The following is a 315-nucleotide window of genomic DNA, read 5'->3' as shown; positions in this document are numbered from 1 at the left end:
TGGCCACGGTGCCCTGGCCGGCGATGACGTCCGGATCGTCATAGGGCGGCACGAAGGTGTAGCCCTGCTCCTCGACCAGGCGCAGCGCCTCGGCCAGGGCCTCGGGAAAGGCGTCGCCGTGCAGCACTACCTCACCGCCACGGGACTGCACGCCGATGACCTTGAGCTCCGGCGTGGTGCGCGGCATGACGATGATCGCTCGCACGCCCAACTCGCGGGCCGCCAGGGACAGGCCCTGGGCATGGTTGCCGGCGCTGGCGGTGATCACCCCACGGGCCTTCTCGCTGGCCGAGAGACTGGCCAGCTTGGTATAGG

1 protein-coding gene is annotated in these 315 nt (G+C 70.2%); it reads right to left on the bottom strand.

All coding sequences use genetic code 11. From position 1 onward, the window contains the following. On the bottom strand, window positions 1–315 hold a 315-nt coding region (locus QMX82_RS25720), incomplete at both ends, for a pyridoxal-phosphate dependent enzyme (protein WP_282288815.1).

The sequence above is a fragment of the Pseudomonas sp. PS02302 genome, assembly GCF_029959585.1.
Lineage (GTDB): Bacteria > Pseudomonadota > Gammaproteobacteria > Pseudomonadales > Pseudomonadaceae > Chryseomonas > Chryseomonas aestiva.
Note: the sequence above shows the minus strand (reverse complement) of the source record. Positions and strands in the feature narration are given on the sequence as shown.